Below are 18,475 nucleotides of genomic sequence, written 5' to 3'. Positions count from 1 at the left end.
ACCCAAGTTAGAGTTGCTGTGTTGCCAAGAGGGGAGCCGATTGTAACAGCGTCTGGGTATAGGGGTGCTGGGGGTTCGTGAACAGTTTCCCGGTGGGGCCAATTTCCACAATTTGACCACTATTCATCACAGCAATGCGATCGCACAAAAATCTCGCTAACCAAAGGTCATGAGTAATGAATAAATAGGTGAGGTTAAATTCTTGCTTCAACTCCAGCATCAACTCCAGTACCTGAGATTGCACACTCGCATCCAACATACTCACCGGTTCATCACAGATTAACAGACTGGGGCGAGTAATTAAGGCACGAGCGATCGCCACTCGTTGCTGTTGTCCCCCCGATAAATCCGCCGGATAGCGATTTGAGTACTCCTCTACAGGGGTTAACCCAACTCGTTCCAGCATTTGTCTGACTTGATTTTTCGCCTCTGTGGGGGTTGCCAGTTGATGAATGAATAAGGGATCGGCAATACTTTGCCCCACTGTCATCAAAGGATTAAGACAAGCATGGGGGTCTTGAAATACCATTTGAATTTGACGGCGAATAGCCCTTAAGGATTGGCGATCCAATTGGGCTAAATTCTGTCCCATAAATTCAACGCTGCCTTCAGTTGGGCGAATTAACTGCAAAATGGTACGGGAGAGAGTACTTTTGCCACAGCCTGATTCTCCTACCAAGCCGAAAATTTCACCGGGATAGAGGTCAAAGCTGACATTATCGACGGCTTTGATCACACGATTTCCCTTCTCTTTGGAAAGCAGTTGTTCGATAATATTGCTTTCTAAAGTGTAATATTGCTTTAAATTTTTAATCTGTAGTAGAGGATGGTCGATTTGAGATTTTGGATGACCTTCCTTTTGCCGGGAAGGTAAGAGGGAATCGATGGGGAATTGAAGGTTTTCTTCATCTTCCCTTGTTCCTATATCCTCCTCCTGAGTCTCCTCATCATCGACGGCTTGAATATGTAGCGCGGCTTGTAGGAGCGATCGCGTATACTCATGCTCAGGATGGCGGAATATAGTTTTCACTGCGCCACTTTCCACCATGCGTCCGTTATACATGACCGCAATGCGATCGCAATATTCCCCCACCATTGCCAAGTCGTGAGAAATCAGTAACAGCGCCATCTCTCGTTCCTGGCACAGTCGCGTTAATTCTTGCAAAATCTGCGCGGAAACCGTGACATCTAGGGATGTGGTTGGTTCATCTGCCACAATCAGCTTGGGATTGAGTAAAAGGGCCAGTGCGATCGCCACCCGTTGCCGCATTCCGCCACTAAACTCATGGGGATACTGCGACCAACGGTTAGCGGGAATTTTCACCGCATCCAATGTTTCCAGCGCCCTTGCCTTGCATTGGCTTCGATTCAACTGCGGTTGGTGTGCCATCAATGTTTCAATGCAGTGTTCCCCAATTGTCATCAGGGGGTCAAGTCTAGTCATGGGGTCTTGAAACACCAACGCCACGGCTTCCCCGCGAAACTGACGCAATTGTTTGGGTGTCAAATCAAAAACCGACTGCCCTGCAAACCTCACCCGTCCCTCAATTTGGGTGGAGGTGGGTAGTAACCGCATTGCCGCCCGTCCTAATGTTGACTTGCCACAACCCGATTCTCCCACTAATCCCAGGCGTTCCCCAGCATTCAAGGTAAAAGAGACATCATCGACTGCCCAGCGACTCATCGTCACCGAACGGCTGTTGGGATAAGCAACCCGTAAATTTTCTACACAAAACAGGGCTTCACTCATATTTAACCTTCAACGTTTTGACCCATTCCCCTACGGTTACGTTTTCGCATTGGGAGGTTGACGGTTAGCCGTGACTCGCCGCATCAAATAGGCAACGCCAAAATCTCCGTTAGGATGCTGGGCTAAGGCGTCAGCGAGTTCAAACACACTGGCTGCTAATTCACTCCCCAGCTTGTCGATAGTGGCTTGACGCTCTTGATCAAAGAATTGCCGCTCTCGCGATCGTGACTGCCATTCATTAGAAAATAACTGCTCAATGGTTGTATGCAAGCCGAGTTGCTCCAGAACCTCCCACTCGCCGTAATCGCACCAAATCCCCCGACACTGCATACACCGCTCTACATAAAACGGCGTCTTGAGGTTAACCTTAGCGCGAGAGAGATAGCGCTGACACTCTGGACACAAAGCAGCTTTCGTATCGAAAGGAGACAGAACAAAATCCACATTGAGCGTTCCAGAGGGCACCTCGGATTGTGGCTTTCCAATTTGATCCGTCTGCCAAGCTTCGTACTCCTTGGCGGGAATCCAGGTGCCTTTGCACTCCTGGCAGTACTTGACAGCCAAATTTTCGCTCAGAACACCGTCCAATAGCATTACCTTCTTGCATTTCGGACACTGCACGGGTTTTTCTTCCTCAAAATGTCTACTTTCCCTTTTCAATCTACTGGAGAATGTGCGAGAGTGCCTATCCCAATGCTTCGCCCCTACAGATGTACTCTATTTACCTGCAATCTGCTGTATCAAGTAGGGATTTAGCAAAATCTGGCAGAATCCCCCTCTTGTCTGCAAAAAAATATCGATTGCTCTCCCCTCCCCTAAGTTAAACTAGGCCGTGTTAGAGTTGAAGCAACGCTTCGCAATATTGAATCAGGGTATTGAGGCGATCGCGCACGCTCAAAACCCGACGCTGGGATGTTGCAGAACTGCGCGATGCCTGCAATAACATCATATCGGTCTCCAATAGCCGCATTTGTTTGTAAATTTCCGTCTGAAGCGATTGCCATCGAGGTGCATGTTCGGGTGCAAAGTCCTCTGCACTCAGCGCCGATATTTGACGTTTAAACAGTAGTTGAACGTTTTGGTAACCCTCTCGGAGTCCAGCTTCCTGCCCATCGGCAAGCGTAATCGTCTGGAGCAGTTGCTCCAAAGCCTGTTGAAACGCCTGATACTGTTGAAAATGTAATAGTGGCAACATTCTGGCTCGTGTTGGTTTAGAATCAATGTAAAGAATTTTGTCTTTACTCATAAAGGCGATTAACACCAAGTTGCAGTCTGAATCGTATGGCGTGACTTCTGAGGATTGGGGAACTCGGAGTCCTCCGGTACTCTCCTTCCCCTTCCTTAGGGAACGCTACGCGCTACCCGGAGATCATAACGAAGACAAGCTCTGCCAGTGCTAACGCTATTGCTAAAGCTCCACTGGAAATTAGAAGCGATAGGGACTGGAAACCCAATCACCATTACCGATCCCCAATTGCTAATCCGAGAATTCCAGTGTAGACCGCAGGTTGGTTATCGTTACATCCAAAGCTCGCGATTCTAAGGATAAAACCAGAAAGCAAGCTTTCTTGACGACAAAGCGATGAGCCAATGGGTCTTCTCGCTTCTATCAGTGTCTTATTCTACGATTGCTTCCCCTTTGCTCCAGCCTCGTCCTGAACCGGCTGGATGGAGCGTACCCAGCATCATCTTGTAACACGTTACCTTGATAGGAAAGGAAGAAATTGAACCAACCGGATAAACGCTACTGATAATCTCATAGCAGTTGCGCTAAACTCATTTCTATTTTTTATTGGTTAGGCAAAGAATTATGGACGCCATCGCTACCACTTCCAGGTTTAACTTCGATGTTCCAGAATGGTTACAGGAATGTATCCTAGCCACATCCGCCGCCGCGAATGAACCAGTCCCTGACGATATTAACCTAATCAGTCGAGCTTTTGAATTTGCGTATAAACTCCATGAGGGTCAGTTGCGAGCTTCAGGAGAACCTTACATTGCTCACCCTGTAGCCGTGGCGGGTTTGTTACGGGATTTAGGCGGTAGCAGCGTGATGATTGCCGCTGGGTTTCTACACGATGTGGTTGAGGATACAGACGTTACTCCCGAAGAGATCGAATCTCGGTTTGGAGTCGAGGTAAGGCGGCTGGTAGAAGGCGTTACCAAACTTTCTAAGTTTAACTTCTCCAGCAAAACCGAACGTCAAGCCGAGAATTTCCGCCGTATGTTCCTTGCCATGGCAGCCGATATTCGGGTGATTGTGGTGAAGCTGGCAGATAGACTACACAATATGCGGACATTAGAACACTTGAATCCGCAAAAACAGCGCAGTATCTCCCAAGAGACACGAGAAATCTTCGCACCACTAGCCAACCGTCTGGGAATTGGGCGCGTCAAATGGGAGCTAGAAGATTTAGCGTTTAAGTATCTCGAACCCGAATCCTATCGGCAGATGCAACAACTGGTGGCAGAACGACGAACGGATCGGGAAACTCGCTTAAGTAAAGTCGGAGACATTTTGCGGGAACGCCTGGAGTCCACTGAAATTCATTGCCTGGAAATCAGTGGACGTCCCAAGCACCTGTATGGAATTTATCAAAAAATGCAGCGGCAGCAAAAGGGATTTCATGAAATCTACGACCTCGCTGCTATGCGACTGATTTTACAGACGAAGGAAGATTGTTATCGCGCATTAGCCATTGTTCACGATGCTTTTCGACCCATTCCAGGTCGGTTTAAAGATTACATCGGTTTGCCGAAACCAAACCGCTACCAGTCGTTGCATACCGGGGTGATGGGGCCATCCGGTCGTCCAATTGAGGTGCAAATTCGCACCCTGGAAATGCACCATATCGCTGAATATGGAATTGCGGCTCACTGGAAGTATAAGGAAAGCGGTGGTTCTAGTAATAACCGGATTTCAGCAGAAGATGAAAAGTTTACTTGGCTGCGGCAGTTACTGGAATGGCAGAATGACCTGAAAGATGCTCAGGAATACATGGACACCATCAAAGACAATTTATTTGATGATGATGTTTATGTGTTTACGCCCAATGGAGATGTGATTCCGCTCTCGCGAGGAGCAACACCCGTTGATTTTGCTTACCGCATTCACTCGGAAGTCGGAAACCATTGTGCCGGTGCTCGGGTGAATGGACGGTGGACGGTACTGGATACTCCCTTGAATAACGGGGATATTGTGGAGATTATCACCAAAGAGAATAGCCATCCCAGTCTGGATTGGCTGAACTTTGTGGCAACACCCAGTGCCCGAAATCGGATTCGGCAATGGTATAAGCGATCGCATCGGGATGCCAATGTGGCTCGCGGGAAAGAACTGCTGGAAAAAGAACTGGGTAAAAGAGGCTTTGAAGCTTTACTCAAATCTGAACCCATGCAAGCAGCGGCAGAGCGATGTAACTACCACAGCGTCGAAGATTTACTCGCGGCTTTGGGTTACGGCGAGTTGACCTTGAACTTAGTCGTGAAGCGTCTACGGGAAGCTGTAAAAGCTCGGCAACCCCTAGAAACAGAACCCCAAGAGCCTCTCATTCCCCAACCCCCCGTTGCCAAACCCCAAGCGACAGGAGGGGCGAAGAAAATTGAACCCATTGCTGGCGTCGAAGGGTTGCTTCATCACCTGGCAGGTTGCTGTAATCCGATTCCGGGTGAAGCGATTATTGGAGTCGTGACGCGCACACGAGGCATTTCCATTCATCGCCAGGGTTGTCTGAATGTGGAGAGTGTACCTGGAGAACGGGTGATTCCTGTAAGCTGGAATCCCACCGATGTTGCTCATGGGCGTCCCCAAACCTACCCAGTGAATATTCAAATCGAAGTGATCGACCGAGTTGGCGTCTTCAAAGATATATTATCTCGCTTGAGTGACCAAAATATCAATGTTCGCAATGCCCAGGTGAGAACTCAAGAAGGAAGACCGGCGATCATTGATTTGTGCATCGACATTTGCGACCATCAACAACTAGAGCGTAGCTTTTGCCAAATCAAAAAAATGAGTGACATCTTAAACATACGTCGTGTCAGTCAGGTTGAGGAGGCTTGTTGAAACGGCACGGCATCCGTTGAGGTTAAGGCATAATCAGTATTGGTTGTGAGCGGGACGTGGAAACCCAGCAACGCCCCTCTTAAGGGAGAGGATATGGGGGACGGAATTTGGAGAGCATTAGAAATGTGAGTTGGTAATCAAAGTTGAACTGAATTCAGATTTTCTGACCGGGCTAGGAACTCATGGCTCGAAGCAATCCCAGCCGGAAATCTACCCCTGAGAAGCACCCCCAACTCCCGAAACCATAACCGACAACTGAAAACTGACCATGACTATTGAGCGTTCTGCTTGCCTAATTTTCAATCCAGTTGCTGGTCAAGGTGACCCAGAGCAAGATTTGTTGACAATTCAGTCTCTGTTAGAGCCAGAAATTGAGCTGGATATTCGTTTGACCACCCCTGAAGTGGATGCAGGTCAATTGGCGCGTGAGGCGGTTGAACGCGGTGTTCATACGATTATTGTCTCTGGCGGTGATGGCACAATATCAGCGGCGGCTGAAGCGGTGGTCGGAACCAGTATTCCGTTAGGTGTGATTTCGCGGGGTACCGCCAATGCTTTTGCCTCAGCACTAGCACTGCCCAACACCGTTGAAGCGGCTTGTGAAACGATTTTGCAGGGAAGACCGAAAGTGGTCGATGCGGCCTTGTGCAACGGTAAGCATATGGTGTTGCTGGCGGGTATTGGCTTTGAGGCAGAAATGGTGGAAAAGGCGGATCGAGACACGAAAAACCGCTTTGGCATGTTGGCTTACATTATGGCAGGGGTAAAACAGTTAGGGGAGTTTGAGTCGTTTGAAGCGAGGATCGAGACACAGGAGAAAGTGATTACGGTTATAGCCAGTGCTGTGACCATCGCCAATGCTGCGCCCCCAACATCAGTATTAGCTCAAGGCCCAGCCGGTATTATTTGTGATGATGGACTGCTCGATTTAACCGTAGTAGCCCCCACCAATCCAGCCGGTGCGATCGCATCAGCCTACCATCTACTACAAACAGCTTTGAGTGGCGATGCTGCCGAACGGGATGATATTGGCTATCTGCGAGCCAGACGTATCAAAGTTACCACCGATCCACCTCAGAAAGTTGCCCTTGATGGAGAAATTATTGGCACGACGCCGATTGATGTTGAATGTATTCCGGGTGGCTTAACGATTCTCATGCCCTTGTTAGAAGAAGTTCAGCCTCTGGAAAAACTAGAGGGACTTCCTGAATTAAGGATTGAGGAGAAGCTTTAGCTCAAATCTCATCTGAAAATTGCAGATAGCGGCTTTTTTAGATTTAAGAAACTATCTATAGATTGAAAATAAGGCAAATCGAGGTTAATATTTGCCTAAACTTTTTAAAGACTTTCTCAAGAGTCAGCTTATCAAGCTACCAAAAGCTGCAATTGCTGGTATGATTGCAGGCTAATGTTGTTCTGATTGAAGGCTACTGTGGCTGAAATTAGCCCAAACCCTTCATTGAGCCAGTCACCTCTCAAGGAGAATTGATCGTTGTCACGTCGTTACTTATTTACCTCTGAATCGGTTACTGAAGGTCATCCTGACAAAATCTGCGATCAGATTTCTGATACCATCTTGGATGCTCTACTGACTTTAGACGACCACAGCCGTGTTGCTGCTGAGGTTGTTGTTAATACTGGGTTGGTTCTGATTACGGGTGAAATCACTTCCAAAGCTCACGTTAATTTTGTCGATTTAGCACGTAAGAAAATTGCTGAAATTGGCTACACGGATGCCGTCAATGGTTTCTCGGCGAATAGCTGTGCTGTCTTAGTGGCTTTGGATGAGCAATCCCCTGATATTGCTCAAGGCGTGACAACCGCGCAGGAAAGCCGGGAAGACCTGAGTGAAGATGAATTAGATGCGATCGGCGCAGGCGATCAAGGTCTGATGTTTGGCTTTGCTTGCAACGAAACGCCCGAAATGATGCCCTTGCCCATCAGCCTCGCCCACAGAATCTCTCGCCGTTTGGCAGAGGTGCGGAAATTGGGGCAGTTACCCTATCTCCGCCCGGATGGAAAAACCCAAGTGAGTGTCATCTACGAAGACGGAAAACCCGTTGGAATTGACACGATTTTGATTTCCACCCAACATACCGCTACAATTGGCGATCTTACGAGTGATGCGGATGTTCAAGCCAAGATTAGAGAAGATTTGTGGTCAGCGGTGGTACAACCGATTTTCACCGACCTGGAAATTCAGCCCGATAACCAAACTCGCTTTCTGGTTAATCCCACCGGCAAATTTGTCATTGGTGGCCCTCAGGGCGATTCAGGTCTGACGGGTCGTAAAATCATTGTGGATACCTATGGTGGCTACTCCCGTCATGGTGGCGGTGCGTTCTCCGGCAAAGACCCCACCAAGGTAGACCGCTCTGCGGCTTATGCTTGTCGCTATATGGCGAAAAATATTGTGGCAGCGGGTCTAGCGGACAAATGTGAAGTTCAGGTGAGTTATGCGATCGGGGTAGCTCGACCCGTCAGTATCATGATAGAAACCTTTGGGACTGGCAAAATCCCAGAAGAGCAATTACTGGAACTGGCTAAGCAGCATTTTGAACTCCGTCCGGCTGGGATTATCCAGGCGTTTAATCTGCGTCGCTTACCCGCAGAACGTGGCGGTCGTTTCTATCAAAATATTGCGGCTTACGGTCATTTTGGACGTAATGATTTGGATCTGCCTTGGGAACAAACCGATAAGGTAGAACTGCTGAAAGAAGCGCTCAAACAACCGGTTTCAGCCGTGTTGGGATAAGGAAGTTTCTGTGCGAAAGTCCCCAAAATGCAAACCTGGAAGCGACGGGTTAGGCAACTAAAAAAAGAAACCTATGCTATCTATATAGCCTGTAAAGACCCTAGAGTACCTTGGTACGCCAGAGTTTTTGCAGGCTTTGTTGTAGCTTATGCTTTAAGCCCAATTGACTTAATTCCAGATGTGATTCCCATCCTAGGTTATGTGGATGACCTGGTATTAGTGCCGTTGGGGATAATTTTGGTGATAAAGATGATTCCTCCAACGGTTTTAACGGAGTGCCGTGAAAAGGCGGAAGCCACCATGAATGAAGTTAAGCCTACAAGCTGGATAGCCGCCGTTGTAATTGCGGTTATCTGGCTGCTTTTGGGATTTTTTGCCGTTGCTTGGGTGGGACGCCGCCTACCAAAATAGGATGGCTCATCTAGAGGAGAAAAAATCCGTAAAACTACAACTTGAGTTTGTAGATTCAGTGTATCTCTACCCAAGCCATATACACCTAAACCGTATATGTCACCACCCATAAGCCAACAGACTACGCAACTTGCCTGAGGACTCAGCTAGAACCTCCTGCAATGTAATGAGTAGTCCTAATTTTGGGTGCTTTGCCTTCAACCAGAAAATTATTGGGTAGCATACAAACTTTAGTTAAAGTGGCTTGACAAATGTCCCAAGTTTTATGGTTTATACCAACTCTCTTCTGGATGTGGATGATCTATGACTGTGTTCGCAATGATCCAGAAAAGAATACATGGCTTTGGATCTTAATCTTTCTCAACGTTCCGGGTGCCATCATTTACTTCTTAGTACGTCGCCTTCCTCTAATCGATCTTCCCATCCCCAACTATGTTAGGCGTTGGATGCGTCGTCGTGAACTTTGGAATGCTGAAGCGGCGGCGATGAATATCGGAAAAGCTCATCAGTTTGTGGCTCTCGGCAATCTGCTTTGCGATTTAGAATTATTTGATAGAGCAAGAAATGCTTATGAGACAGCGTTAGAAAAAGATCCATTTAACCCTCAGGCACTTTGGGGGACTGCATCCCTGGCTATGAAAAATAAAAACTTTGAGACTGCCAAAAGCCATCTGGAAACCTTATTGAAATTAGACCCAGAGTATAAATATGGGGATGCTTCTCTGGCTTATGGTAAAACACTTTTGGCCTTGGAAGAACTAGAAGCTGCAAGAGTTCATCTAGAAAAACATCTGAAGCTCTGGAAGAAGCCAGAAGCGTATTTAATGCTGGCAAAAATCCATGCCAAACAAGGTAATTCCCAGGAAGCCTGCCGTCTGGTTGAGATGATGTTGTGTAACCTCAGAGGCAGTCCAGAATATCACTATAGACGGAATTTACATGTAGTGAGAGATGCTCAAAAATTCTTGAGAAAATGTAGATATTCACCGAAGGATTAACCCGTTAGTCCATGAATACACTAAGATTCTGAACAGCTCCCAATACTATATATGGTCTAACGTATATAGATTGCCTCAAAAACCTAACTTTTGAGGCAATAACGCTTCACAGAATACCTATTATTCTGAAGCAGGCTAGATGGCAACCCTAAAGCTGAATCCCAGCAGAAATGAATTTCTTGTTATTTCAAATAGCTTTGATACCTAAATTGGTTTTCAAAGCGTTTTCGTACTCAGAAATACATTTTTGCATGTATCGCCAATGATCGCTATCTCTAGTCTCCTCATAAATAGATTTAGCAAATAGATATTTTTCCCAAGCTTTTTTTTGAGCAGTTAAATCTTGCTTGGATACCAATGCATCATCTGGAGTTGAAGCTGATTGAGAATTTTGATCAAGCTTTCTCAGCTTACGTTGTAGGCGCTTCTGTCTACTTTTGATGCCCCCTAATCGGCTCCGATCTGTTAAACTCATGTAGATTCTCCTGATTAAAAGTTTCTCTATTAGCTATGATTAATCAGAGAATGTGAATATTATGTGAAGCCAAAGCCATATCCTGTAAATTTTGAATAAAACTTTAAAAAGTCTATCCAAATCGTGTTAACAAATCTCAATAAAAGCCAGAGAGTTCACTCGTAATTACTAGGGGTTGTCTAGTATCTCTATTCGCTGAGGTGATCAGTGAGAAATTAGTTTTTAGTAAGATGCGATCGCAGACGGCTTTGTAACACAGATTCTATATTTAATACTCCTCAAAATTTTCACTCTGTATTACAAATTTTGCTAAAAACGAGACGTATTTTGAGACAATTTAAGGAAGCTATAATACTGTTTATCCAGTTTTCTAGCCTCCTTACCCTCTCCCTTAGACTTCAGCTTTTAGTTTTTATGAAAGCTTTTCCCTGATCTCAATAAAAGTGTTTTTAAGGCCATCAGGCTCAAAGAGAGCGATTGTTAAGATTTTGATAGAGGTGCTATGCTACAAGCCTAAATCTGAACTCTGTAAAAAAATATAGTTACCCAGTCTTCATTAAGCTTTGACGTTGACCTTGGATTTCAAGGTTTTTTCGTACTCAGAAATACACTTCTGCATGTATAGCCAATGCTCCATGTCTCTGGTTTCCTCATAAATAGCTTTGGCAAACATATATTTTTCCCAAGCATTTTTTTGAGCAGATGAATCATCAGAGATGGTGGTATTCTCTGAGGCTGAAGTAAAAGCCGATTGAGGTTTTGGCTCGATCTTTTCAAGCTTTCGTTGTAGACGTTGTTGTCTACTTTTGATGCCACCTAATCGACTGCGATCTGTTAAGCCCATGTAGATTCTCCTGATAAAGAACGCATTGCACCAGATACAGATAGCAGGGTTATGGTACTTACAAGAAGCAATAGTGAGCAAGAGGAATCAGAACGAGTACTCCCTCTTTTTAGCGCTCAGAGTTTTCCACGTTCCCGCTACCGCTGAAACTCATTCTATCGAGTAAAGTGTAATACAGGAAGCGGGGTGATTGCCCTAGTCCCGTAAAGCCACACTTCTGCTTTACCAATGTGTAATACGCAAAGGAGAGTAGATGGCCCTGTTTAAGTCAAGTAAGGCTCCTGCCGTTATCCGGTGTAATACAAAATGGGGTAATTCCCCCAGTGCAGCAGAGGCAGATTTATGATAGGGCTATGACACAATGTTGCAGAAGGTCATATCCAGGGGTTTAGAGATTGTTGAGCCTCACTTGCTTCAGAGTAGAGGTTGAGAAATCGTTCTATCCTATCTCCACTAAGAATCTTCATAAAACTTGGTTATCCTAGAAGGAGTTAAACAAATGTTCATGAAGTTCTGTGACAACTCCACTCCTGATATCGACAAACACTATTGAAAAGCACTTTTGGACATGGCAGGGTCATCAAATCCAGTACACATCAATGGGTACGGGTAAGCCGTTAGTGCTGATTCATGGTTTTGGCGCATCGATTGGTCATTGGCGTAAAAATATTCCGGTACTCGCAGAAGCTGGCTACCAGGTGTTTGCAATTGACTTGCTGGGATTTGGCGGTTCCGATAAACCCGCATTGGACTATACCTTAGATTTGTGGCAGCAACAGTTAAAAGATTTCTGGCACGCTCATATCCAGGAACCCACTGTATTTATTGGTAACTCTATCGGTGCTTTGCTCAGCTTGATGGTAGTGACGAATGAGCCAGAAATCGCTGCGGGTGGCATTTTAATTAACTGTGCCGGTGGACTCAATCACCGCCCCGATGAGCTAAATCCTCCCTTGCGTTTAGTCATGGGAATGTTTACAAAGTTTGTTAGTTCTAAACTTACAGGGCCACTCCTGTTTAATCTCATTCGCCAGAAACCGCGCATTCGTCGTACCCTTATGCAGGTGTACCGCGATCGCGAAGCCATTACCGAGGAACTAGTAGACTTAATATACACACCTTCCTGTGACCCTGGTGCTCAACAGGTATTTGCTTCCGTTCTCACCGCCCCTCCGGGTCCTTCTCCAACAGAACTATTACCCAAAGTAGAGCATCCCCTACTGGTGATTTGGGGAGAAGATGACCCTTGGACGCCGATTGCTGGTGCAGCAATCTACCAACAGCAGAGTGAGACGGGTAAGGATGTTGAGTTTGTTAGCATTGCCAATGCCGGTCACTGTCCCCACGATGAGAAACCGGAGGCTGTAAATCAGCTCATGCTCCAGTGGTTATCTAACATGGAAAAAGTAGGAAGACCTGCAATTCCTCAACAAAGTTAGCTGTGTCCCACTCTTGCGGAAAACTGTGAGCCTTCTACTGTCACAGTAAAATTGGATGCGTCAGGGTGCTGGTTCGTCTCCCTGTTAGTCGAAAACCATACCGTCAAGGCATTTTCTCAGCTTGATAAAGCTGTAGGGATTGACGCTGGAATCGCCTCCTTGATTGCAACGAGTGATGGGGAGAAGATTGCTAATTCTTTCTAATCGCCAGGTAAAAGATATCAGATAGATGCAGATTTGGTATCAGCCATATCTAGGCAGATTATCTACGTAAAATTACGGTTTAACATAGGAACTTCATCGATATTAAAAAAAAATCGGAACTCAATTTCCGTATTTACCTCGAAGATTTTTTGGGTCAAAAGCCCCACAATAAATGATGTTAAAAGTGACTCGGTTTGACAATAGCTGAAGATAACAGCAAATGGGTCAGTATAACATCTAGCAGCATCTATGGATATAGCCCTCATGAATATTGAAGACATAGCTCGGCATTATGTGGCTTCTCCAGGCTATGATATGTCTTCTTCTATAGTCAAGATTTTTCGTCAATTTATCATTGATTTAGCACACGTAGAATTGCCAGGAATAGATTTTCAGTATGTTGACTTTGAACCTTACTTTAGAGGACCAGAGTTATCCTTAGAAGATATTCATGCTGATGTTAAGCAAGGGAAATTATTGGTAACTCGGCTATTCAACAATTCAGATTTGTTAGGTTCAGAGATAAATCTCATTTTTCGCTGCATCCATGAAATGCATCACATCAAACTCAATGTAGATTTTGGCTGGAAAGGAGAATGCGCTACGGCTTTTCACCTCATGTCTTTTACCAACAATCTTTTATTCAAGCAGATTATATTTAGTGAAACGATTGGTCAAGTCGCTGTCAGACTTAACCAGGGAGAGTTCCCCAAACATCAAAAAGTCGTATTATTTAACCCAGATGTTTTGCATCAATTTAGAATTTATGCTCCCGTAGCCTAGGATGCTAGCACATCCTTGTGAGCCAATCACTTACAAATAAAAAACCCCCAGCGTGTTCGCCAGGGATTGAATCAGGGTGCATCTACCATTCCCTTATTCCTGGAAACTCTAACCGCATCAGGACAATTCCCACAAAATGGGTAAGAGATAGCGATCGCCTGCGCCCTATCGCCTGTTTCAGATGAACCGTCACAACCGACCATCCCAACCCACAACCGTTGTAAGGTGGTCAACTTTAGGGATCGCTTCCTTGGTCATAACGCACGCGAGCCGCTTCTATCTCATCCCAGTGAATCTGAGTCCACTGACAAATCGCCTTCAATAATTCAGTCAATGTATGGCCTACAGGCGTTAACGAATACTCAACTTTTGGTGGAACAACGGGGTATACCTTACGATCCACTAACCCATCACGCTCCAACTTCCTCAACGTCTGTGTCAGCATTTTTTGCGATATTCCACCAATAACTCGTTGCAGTTCGCTGTAGCGCCTCGTCTCTTGTTGGGAGAGAGCATAAATTACGATTACACTCCACTTATCAGCAATCGTTTCGAGTACACGCTGGGTTGGGCAGTTGGCCTGAAAAACATCAGGTTCTGGAAATTTACGCACCATCGAGTAAGTACAGCACTTTTCGGTGCCTACTTGCTAAAACATTTGTACACTCGACATCATACCTTTAGATAAATATAGCTGTTATGACAAAACCGATTCGCATTCTGTTACAAACAACCATTCGGACTACTGAAGATGACTGGAGTATTGAGCGTTTCTCCTTGTTAAAGGACTATCTGGCATCCCTCAAAAACGAAACAGGTCACTATTTATGCGAAGTAACCGCACGGAATCGAGAATCAGATGCCGTCGGCAATGATCCAGTTTTGAGCCAACTCGATCACTCAGGTTTTGATGAACTCTGGCTGTTTGCCGTTGATGTCGGTGATGGACTCACGCAAAAAGATTGTGCAGGTATCACAGCTTTTCATCAACGGGGTGGGGGTCTGCTTGTCACCCGCGATCATCAGGATTTAGGTTGCTCAGTTTGCCAACTTGACAATATTGGTACATATCACTTTTTCCAAAACCACAATCCCGACCCTGATGAATCTCGACACTGCATTGACGACATCTACACCCAAACGATTTCCTGGCCTAACTACCACTCTGGTCGCAATGGGGACTATCAAAAGATAGTGCCTGTTGAACCCATTCACGAACTGCTGAAAAATCCTACCTCGCCTTCTGGGTTCATTGAGTTTTTTCCAGCGCATCCTCATGAGGGGGCAGTCGGCACCTCTATTAATGATGCACATGCTCGTGTCATTGCTACAGGCAAAAGCTTGGTTTCAGGTCGCCCCTTCAATCTCGCTGTAGCAATTGAGCAGATGCAGGACGCACAGGGGAACACATTGGGACGGGTAGTCGCAGAATCCACGTTTCATCATTTTTGTGATTACAACTGGGATGCCCAGATGGGGAGTCCCAGCTTTGTGGATGAGCCTCCCGGTGATGGTATGCAAACCGAATCCCGTGCTCTTGAAGACCTTAAGACTTATATTCGTAACTTAGCGCTGTGGTTGGCTCCTGCCAAAGGATGATGAGTTCGGTAAGGGAGAAGGCATCAGAAAATATGTGTCAAACTCAAACCCAATAGGTATGATTCAAAACCACTTTCAGGAGTAAACCATGACCAACGCACCTAAAATCCTGGCCTTTGCCGGCAGTGCTCGTGAAGCTTCCTACAACAAAACACTGGTGAAGATTGCCGCCGAGGGAGCGCGGACAGCAGGCGCAGAAGTGACGTATGTAGACTTGCGCGATTTACCGATGCCGCTATTTGATGAAGATTTGGAAGCCAAAGAGGGGATTCCCGCCAATGTCAAAACCTTTAAACAACTGATGATTACCCATCAAGGACTGTTAATTGCAGCACCGGAGTACAATAGCTCGATTACACCGCTCCTGAAAAATACGATTGATTGGGCATCACGTCCAGAGCCAGGAGAGCCAATGTTGGCTTGTTTTAAAGATAAGGTTGCTATCTTGATGAGTGCCTCACCTGGAGCGTTGGGAGGCTTGCGTGGCTTAACTCATGTCCGTGCCATTCTCAGCAGTATTGGTGTTTTGGTATTGCCAGATCAGAAGTCCATTCCCAAAGCCTATGAAGCATTTGCTCCGGATGGCAGGTTGAAAGACTCAATGCAACAGTCGGCAGTTGAACAACTCGGTAATAAGTTGACTACCGTATTAGCCAAGTTAATCGCTTAACAGACACTTAGTGTTAGGGGTTTTGGTATATCCACCCCTAACAGACATAAATTAGACTTTATCAAGTCTAAACAAGACTATTTAGATAGCTTAAAACGGCTCTAACCATCGCAGTATTTCTCGTTGAAGCTGATTCAAGTCGCGATAGACTCCTTGTTTCATCCACTGACCAAACGCATCAAAGGGAGTAAAGACATCTCCCGTTTTCCAGCTAACATCTTGCCCTAACGGGGTTAAATGATTGCCTGGTAGCATCCGCATTCCCACCATATCGGGGAAGCGTTTTTGCAGGACTTGGATTAAGCTCGCGGTTTGGTCAATGTCATCGTTGGTAAATTTAATGAGTAAATTGCGGCGGACTTCGTAGCGCTGAGCGATTAGCTCGTTGGTTTCTATCGGTGAGGGTGTAAACTCGATATCAAAAGTGGGATTGAGATTAATCTGCTCAATAAAAGGAATGGCACGTTTGGCGGGATAATTATTGAAAGAAATTAAGATATTCCCCGCACGTTCAACCGAAAATAAACTCCCGATTAGTAAATGCAATTTACAACCCATGCTATGTCCCACACCATAGATGGGCAGATAGCGTTTACTTAAAACAGATTTTGCCTGTAAGCGGTATAGGGTTGTCTCGAATTGGTTGAGTACATCTCGTGCGATCGCTGTATGATTCAGGGTATTCACAAAGGGCGTTGCAACCACGGCATACCCCTGACGTGCCAATTGTTCTAGTATCCACCGATAGGTTACTTGGGGGGCTGTCGCGACGAAAGCCCCTCCCAGAAAATGCACAATCCCCTTGGGACGTGGAGGAATTAAAACCCAGCTACTTGATACTTCTTGCCAATCCATACTGCGATCACTTATTTAATAAATCTTTAATTAATTGTAGAAATTTAGTTAGGTTCCATTTGTCCTTTACTCAAGGCAGCTTCTACGCTGTTGGGGCAGGCTTAGAACGGAAGTTCCCCTTTGACAAAAAACTACAACCTATGCTGTGAGAGAGGGAGAGACTCAACTCCTCGGCTGTTACTGGGTACAAATTAAGGAAACTTCTAACAAATCTAACGCTTTTTGTTGGAGTGGAGTCGGTTGAGTAATTTTCTCAAACATTAGAGAAGTCTCCAGACCACTAGACTGGAATTTATTTTTGACAATCGTTGCTAAATCAGTCATTAAAGTCCGAAAACTATGGACAGGAAGCTTTTCAGGTGTCTTTTTAGTCGCTGCCTTAGCGCGGGCTTTCTTTGAACGCTTAGATGGAGCAACAATTGAACTTTTTCCCTCCGGTTCAACTGTGACTTTTTCATTGTCAAACAGCAGTGGAGCTAAAGCTTTCCTCATGTGCCACTCCACATAATAAGCCAGCATACACAAGAAGACGTGAGCTTTGACGCGCTGTTCTAAACGGTGATAAATTGGACGTACTTTCAAATCGATAGTTTTATAACTGCGGAAAGCTTGTTCGACAGTAGAAAGGCTTTTATAGGTTCTCACCGTTTGAGCCGCATCTAAAGTCTCCGGTTTGACTGAAGTCCGAATAATATAGACTCCATCCAAAGCCGAATCATTGGCGATAGCCGCTTCATTCAATGAGTAAGAAAAACTTGTCTCAGTGATGGCAATATTAAAGTATTTCCCCACACATGTAGCATTGAGAACTCGCCCCACTCTCAGTCCAATCTGGTCGGCTCCTTTGAGGGCGCGTTTATCTCGTGAAGTGGCGATAACAATCTTATTGAGTTCCTGCTGTGTCGCCTGTAATAAAGCAATTCTAGTCAAAGACTTTTCTTGAGCAAGCATCGGGTTGCGACAAGCAATTAGCCGCTCACTGGGGTAATCAGAACAAGAAAATTCTACTAAGTCAGTTTCATCAAATAATGAGAGTTGAACAGCTTCTTGTTCAAGAAGTTTCCGAAGCTCCTTCGGATAGATGTCTTAGGGCTAACTCATTTTCGATTAATTCTTGTTTGGATACCAGCCAATCCATTGCTTCATACAATTCATCTTCATCGGCTTTTTCTAAGCCCAACAGTTCACTTAACGATGAATTGCACGTTTCGCTGTGCAATCCTCTCGCTGTGGCTAACTTGGAACGAGGGTCAAGGAGACGCGCCACGATCATCGCCAAAACTAGAGCTCGTTTTCTCGAATTTGAGGGTGAGATTAGATGGTGCAAAGACAGTTTTTTGATTGTTCCTAAAACCGCAGCTACATGACCATGAGGTAGACTTCTTTCTACAGAGAATGATTCGGAGAGATTTTCAATAGCTGCGCCGCCTTTGAGCACTATTCTCAAGTTATCAATGACAGTATCCGGTAATTTTGACAGGTTAGCTAAAGTTCTTTTACGGATTTTACCCCCTTCACGATAGGACTCTCGTAGGAGGACAGCGGGGGGTGAATTTCTGTTAGGGACTCGTTCAATATACATGGCTACTATTGTCCCAGAAATCTCCCCGCCAAAATCTTAAAAAA

General features: G+C 45.5%; 17 protein-coding genes and 1 pseudogene. 9 read left to right on the top strand and 9 right to left on the bottom strand.

From position 1 onward, the window contains the following. Nucleotides 1-7 precede the first annotated feature (7 nt). The 3 genes from MIC7113_RS27940 to patD form a co-directional block, all read right to left on the bottom strand. Nucleotides 8-1,750: a dipeptide ABC transporter ATP-binding protein gene (locus MIC7113_RS27940; RefSeq protein ID WP_015185554.1), complete on the bottom strand. Its 1,743-nt coding sequence runs from the start codon at nucleotides 1,748-1,750 to the stop codon at nucleotides 8-10. A gap of 36 nt (nucleotides 1,751-1,786) precedes the next feature. Next, entirely contained in the window at nucleotides 1,787-2,371 is a 585-nt protein-coding gene (locus MIC7113_RS27935; RefSeq protein WP_041780248.1) for a zf-TFIIB domain-containing protein, read from the bottom strand. Nucleotides 2,372-2,585: 214 nt separating this feature from the next. Then, nucleotides 2,586-2,996 (bottom strand): heterocyst frequency control protein PatD, encoded by a 411-nt coding sequence (patD, locus tag MIC7113_RS27930; protein ID WP_015185552.1) that lies wholly within the window; start codon nucleotides 2,994-2,996, stop codon nucleotides 2,586-2,588. 564 nt (nucleotides 2,997-3,560) lie between these two features. Here patD and MIC7113_RS27925 point away from each other — a divergent pair. The 5 genes from MIC7113_RS27925 to MIC7113_RS27905 all read left to right on the top strand — a co-directional run bounded on the left by MIC7113_RS27925 (nucleotide 3,561) and on the right by MIC7113_RS27905 (nucleotide 9,980). Continuing rightward, entirely contained in the window at nucleotides 3,561-5,816 is a 2,256-nt protein-coding gene (locus MIC7113_RS27925; RefSeq protein ID WP_015185551.1) for a RelA/SpoT family protein, read from the top strand. A gap of 268 nt (nucleotides 5,817-6,084) precedes the next feature. Continuing rightward, nucleotides 6,085-7,050 carry a YegS/Rv2252/BmrU family lipid kinase gene (locus tag MIC7113_RS27920; protein ID WP_015185550.1) on the top strand — a complete coding sequence of 322 codons (966 nt, stop codon included), beginning with the start codon at nucleotides 6,085-6,087 and terminating at the stop codon, nucleotides 7,048-7,050. Nucleotides 7,051-7,308: 258 nt separating this feature from the next. Then, nucleotides 7,309-8,571 (top strand): methionine adenosyltransferase, encoded by a 1,263-nt coding sequence (metK, locus tag MIC7113_RS27915; protein ID WP_015185549.1) that lies wholly within the window; start codon nucleotides 7,309-7,311, stop codon nucleotides 8,569-8,571. Between the two features lie 27 nt (nucleotides 8,572-8,598). After that, complete coding sequence (locus MIC7113_RS27910) at nucleotides 8,599-8,982, top strand: DUF1232 domain-containing protein (RefSeq protein WP_015185548.1); 384 nt, start codon at nucleotides 8,599-8,601, stop codon at nucleotides 8,980-8,982. A 251-nt stretch (nucleotides 8,983-9,233) separates the two neighbouring features. Continuing rightward, the gene (locus MIC7113_RS27905; RefSeq protein WP_015185547.1) at nucleotides 9,234-9,980 is read left to right on the top strand and encodes a tetratricopeptide repeat protein; all 747 of its coding nucleotides are present in this window, start codon (nucleotides 9,234-9,236) and stop codon (nucleotides 9,978-9,980) included. A 187-nt stretch (nucleotides 9,981-10,167) separates the two neighbouring features. Here the strand turns inward: MIC7113_RS27905 and MIC7113_RS27900 are convergent, their stop codons facing one another. Both MIC7113_RS27900 and MIC7113_RS27895 read right to left on the bottom strand, forming a co-directional pair. Continuing rightward, nucleotides 10,168-10,455 (bottom strand): hypothetical protein, encoded by a 288-nt coding sequence (locus MIC7113_RS27900; RefSeq protein WP_015185546.1) that lies wholly within the window; start codon nucleotides 10,453-10,455, stop codon nucleotides 10,168-10,170. Between the two features lie 556 nt (nucleotides 10,456-11,011). After that, nucleotides 11,012-11,299: a hypothetical protein gene (locus MIC7113_RS27895; protein ID WP_015185545.1), complete on the bottom strand. Its 288-nt coding sequence runs from the start codon at nucleotides 11,297-11,299 to the stop codon at nucleotides 11,012-11,014. 515 nt (nucleotides 11,300-11,814) lie between these two features. Between MIC7113_RS27895 and MIC7113_RS27890 the strand changes: the two genes are divergently transcribed. Further along, nucleotides 11,815-12,738 (top strand): alpha/beta fold hydrolase, encoded by a 924-nt coding sequence (locus MIC7113_RS27890; protein WP_015185544.1) that lies wholly within the window; start codon nucleotides 11,815-11,817, stop codon nucleotides 12,736-12,738. Nucleotides 12,739-13,206: 468 nt separating this feature from the next. Then, nucleotides 13,207-13,725 carry a hypothetical protein gene (locus MIC7113_RS27880; protein ID WP_015185543.1) on the top strand — a complete coding sequence of 173 codons (519 nt, stop codon included), beginning with the start codon at nucleotides 13,207-13,209 and terminating at the stop codon, nucleotides 13,723-13,725. Nucleotides 13,726-13,796: 71 nt separating this feature from the next. On the opposite strand, the gene MIC7113_RS36910 is transcribed toward MIC7113_RS27880, so the two are convergent. Both MIC7113_RS36910 and MIC7113_RS27875 read right to left on the bottom strand, forming a co-directional pair. Continuing rightward, entirely contained in the window at nucleotides 13,797-13,958 is a 162-nt protein-coding gene (locus tag MIC7113_RS36910; protein ID WP_155898106.1) for a hypothetical protein, read from the bottom strand. Between the two features lie 2 nt (nucleotides 13,959-13,960). After that, on the bottom strand, nucleotides 13,961-14,341 hold the full coding sequence (locus tag MIC7113_RS27875) for a winged helix-turn-helix transcriptional regulator (RefSeq protein WP_015185542.1): 381 nt from the start codon (nucleotides 14,339-14,341) through the stop codon (nucleotides 13,961-13,963). Between the two features lie 83 nt (nucleotides 14,342-14,424). Between MIC7113_RS27875 and MIC7113_RS27870 the strand changes: the two genes are divergently transcribed. Together MIC7113_RS27870 and MIC7113_RS27865 are read left to right on the top strand one after the other, a co-directional pair. Next, on the top strand, nucleotides 14,425-15,324 hold the full coding sequence (locus MIC7113_RS27870) for a hypothetical protein (RefSeq protein ID WP_015185541.1): 900 nt from the start codon (nucleotides 14,425-14,427) through the stop codon (nucleotides 15,322-15,324). An 88-nt stretch (nucleotides 15,325-15,412) separates the two neighbouring features. Next, nucleotides 15,413-15,994, top strand: coding sequence for an NADPH-dependent FMN reductase (locus MIC7113_RS27865; RefSeq protein ID WP_015185540.1), 582 nt, complete (start codon nucleotides 15,413-15,415; stop codon nucleotides 15,992-15,994). A gap of 90 nt (nucleotides 15,995-16,084) precedes the next feature. Here MIC7113_RS27865 and MIC7113_RS27860 read toward each other — a convergent pair whose 3' ends face one another. Further along, nucleotides 16,085-16,849: a DUF1350 family protein gene (locus MIC7113_RS27860; protein ID WP_015185539.1), complete on the bottom strand. Its 765-nt coding sequence runs from the start codon at nucleotides 16,847-16,849 to the stop codon at nucleotides 16,085-16,087. A 177-nt stretch (nucleotides 16,850-17,026) separates the two neighbouring features. Further along, nucleotides 17,027-18,431, bottom strand: a pseudogene (locus tag MIC7113_RS27855) (IS1634 family transposase). Nucleotides 18,432-18,475 lie beyond the last annotated feature (44 nt).

Origin of the sequence: Allocoleopsis franciscana PCC 7113, from assembly GCF_000317515.1 — a bacterium.
In the GTDB taxonomy this organism is placed as follows: Bacteria; Cyanobacteriota; Cyanobacteriia; order Cyanobacteriales; family Coleofasciculaceae; genus Allocoleopsis; species Allocoleopsis franciscana.
This window is presented reverse-complemented; position numbering and strand designations above follow the sequence as displayed.